This is a genomic window from Saccharopolyspora sp. NPDC045941 (assembly GCF_056431445.1).
Genome location: NZ_JBWKKU010000150.1, coordinates 1 through 3,041, shown reverse-complemented (window position 1 = coordinate 3,041; position 3,041 = coordinate 1). Strand labels below are relative to the sequence as shown.

The 3,041-nt window shown below is 71.1% G+C and carries 2 protein-coding genes; one reads left to right on the top strand and one right to left on the bottom strand.

The window, feature by feature from the left end:
* Positions 1-125 precede the first annotated feature (125 nt).
* Entirely contained in the window at positions 126-1,613 is a 1,488-nt protein-coding gene (locus AC07FN_RS45785) for an amidase (protein WP_478401363.1), read from the bottom strand.
* Positions 1,614-1,752: 139 nt separating this feature from the next.
* On the opposite strand from AC07FN_RS45785, the gene AC07FN_RS45780 reads away from it, so the two are divergent.
* Complete coding sequence (locus tag AC07FN_RS45780) at positions 1,753-2,922, top strand: MFS transporter (RefSeq protein ID WP_478401362.1); 1,170 nt, start codon at positions 1,753-1,755, stop codon at positions 2,920-2,922.
* Positions 2,923-3,041: the final 119 nt, after the last annotated feature.

Genomic DNA, 3,041 nt, shown 5'->3' with positions numbered 1-3,041 from the left:
CATCACCGCCAGCCCACGCAAAATCGACGCCATCGTCCACGCCGCCCTCATCCTCACCCACCACGAACACGGCCGAATCCACTGAGATCACCTCATTGAAATTGCGGTCCACCGGGGCCGTGGGGTCAGCGGAGCATGGGGGGTAGGACGCGGTGGGTCCAGTCGGTGGCCTGCTCGTAGGCGTGCGCCAGTTGCAGGAGCGGCCACTCCGCGTGGTTCCGGCCGATCAGCTGGACTCCCATCGGCAGCCCGGACTCGCTGAAGCCGACCGGCAGGTTGACGATCGGCAGCCCGGACAGCGTCCACGGCGCGACCGTCTCCATCCAGCGGTGGTAGGTGTCCATCGAGCGGTCGCCGATCTGCTGCGGCCAGCGCTGCCCGGCCTCGAACGGGAACACCTGCGCGCTCGGCGCGAGCAGGAAGTCGTAATCCTCGAACAGTCCGGCCACCGCGGCGTACCACTCGTCGCGGCCGGTCAGGGCGCGCGCGATGTCGTCGACCGTCAGCCGCCGATAGCCCTCGATCTCGAAGACCAGCTCCGGCTTGAGCAGCTCCCGGGTGGCCGGGTCGGCGTGCAGTTCGGCGTTCTTGCGCCCGACCGTCCAGGCCCGCCACAGCAGGAAGGTCTCCCAGGCCTGCTCGACCGGTAGCCGGCGCGACACCGGCTCCACCTCGCAGCCGATCTCGGCGAAGGCGCCGAAGGACGCCGTGCACAGGTCGAGCAGGCCCGGCTCGGTGGCCAGGTAGCCGTCGAAGTCGCCGATCCAGCCGATCCGGGCACCGCCGAAGTCGTGTTCCAGGTTCCCGGTGAACAGCTCCGGGTCCTGCTCGATGCTCAGCGGCGCGCGCTCGTCTGGACCGGCCATTGTGGACAGCAGCATCGCGATGTCCCGCACCGTGCGCCCCATGGGGCCGACCACCGCGGGCTCGCTCAGGAACCCCTCGCTCGGGATGCGGCCGAAGCCGGGGCGCAGCGACACGAGGTTCCCCCACGCCGCGGGGTTGCGCAGCGATCCCATGAAGTCGCTGCCGTCGGCGACCGGCAGCATCCGCAGGGCCAGCGCGGCACCGGCGCCGCCGCTGCTGCCGCCCGCGCTGCGCGTGGTGTCGTAGGCGTTGAGCGTCGTGTCGAACACTGGGTTGAAGGTGTGCGAGCCCAGGCCGAACTCGGGGACGTTGGTCTTGCCGACGACGATCGCGCCGGCCTCCCGCATCCGCCGCACGTGCAGGTCGTCGGTCGTCGCGACCTGGTCGGCGAAGATCGGCGAGCCCATCGTGGTGGGGAACCCGTTCGCGTGGGAGAGGTCCTTCACCGCGATCGGGAAGCCGTGCATCCAGCCGGTGGGGTCGCCGCGGTCGAGTTTCTGGTCGCGCTGCCGCGCCTGCTCGACGAGCTCGGCCTCGTCGGCGCGGGACACGATCGCGTTCACCGCCGGGTTGAGCCGGTCGATGTGCCGGAGGTAGGTCTCCATCACCTCGACGCAGGTGATCTCCCGGCGGCGGATCAGCCAGGACAGCTCCACCGCATCCAGCAGCACCAGGTCGGGGACCTCCGGCGCGGGTAGCCGGGAACCGGGCGCCACGACCACGCTGTCTTCCTGTTGTCGACCCACCCTGTCGACCTTTGCGCCTCGGCGGGGGCGCGTCAACCAGACGGTCAGGGAGGCGTGCGTCACGTTAGCGTTGCTAAAAATCCAACCGCTTCGCACGCTGGTAAGACCACCGCACCGCAATGTGCCGCGAGGAGGACGCATGCCCGCAGTGGCCGTCGCCGAGCAGGTTCCGCGGACCATCGGGATCCCGCGGGTGCTGTCATCCGTGGCTGCGGTCGTGACGGTCGGGGTGTTCCCGGTGTTCCTCGTCGGCGGCATGGGCGTGCAGCTCCAGCAGGACTTCGGATTCGGCGCGGCGCTGCTGGGCGTGGGCGCGGCCGGCTTCTTCGGCGTCGCGTCGCTGTCGTCCCGGACGATGGGGTGGGTCGTCGAGCGGATCGGTGCCCGAAAGGGCATGCGGTTGGGAGCGCTCGGCAGCTCGGTCTGCCTGTTCGGGCTGGCCCTGGCGCCCGGCGTGCCCTGGCTGCTGGGCCTGCTGTGGGTGGCCGGACTGCCGAACTCGCTGGCCCAACCGGCCTCCAACCTGCTCATCGCGCAAGGCATCCCGGCCAACCGCCGGGGCATGGGCTTCGGCGTCAAGCAGTCCTCCATCCCGGCCGCGACGCTGCTGGCCGGGGTGGCGGTGCCCGCCGTTGCGCTGACCGTCGGCTGGCGGTGGGTGTTCGTGATCGCCGGCGTGGTCGGCCTGGTCGCCGCCGTCGCGGTGCCGCGGCTGCCGGACGCCGAGCGGTCCGTCGCGCGCAGTGCCGATTCCGGCGGGCGCGACGCGGGCCGCGGCGCGCTGCTGTTGCTGGCGATCTCCGGCGGCCTCGGTTCGGCGGCGGCCAACGCGCTCGGCGCGTTCGTCACCACCACCGCCGTCGAGGTCGGGTTCAGCCCGTCCGCGGCGGGATTGGTGCTGTCGCTGGGATCGGCGACCGGGCTGACGATCCGGTTGTGCGCGGGCGTCGTCGCGGACCGCAAGAACCCGAACCTGGTGCGGATGATCACCGCGATGCTGCTGATCGGTTCGATCGGCTTCGGGCTGATGGCGGTGAACTCGCCGGTGGCGTTCCTGATCGGCGTGTCCATCGGCTTCGGCGCGGGCTGGGCCTGGCCCGGGCTGCTGAACTTCGCGGTCGCCAAGATCGCCCCGAACCGGGTCGCCAGCGCCACCTCGTTCACCCAGACCGGCATCTACCTCGGCGGCAGCCTCGGGCCGCTGCTCTTCGGCGTCCTGGCGGAGCAGGCGGGCCTGGCGGGAGCCTGGCTGGCGGCGGGAATCGCGGCGATCCTCGCGGGCGTCCTGCTGCTGTTCATCCGCCGCTGAAGTGCCCGCGACGCCGCAATTTCGATTGAGCCTTTTTCATCCTTCGTGTTCGAGGGTGAGGATGGCTCGGGCGAGGGTGCCGACGCGGTGTGGGCAGCAGCGGACGCGGTCGAGGGCGT

What these genes read in the sequence shown, in the direction of transcription:
- AC07FN_RS45780 (WP_478401362.1), top strand. Translation starts at nt 1,753, where the DNA reads ATGCCCGCAGTGGCCGTCGCCGAGCAGGTTCCGCGGACCATCGGGATC.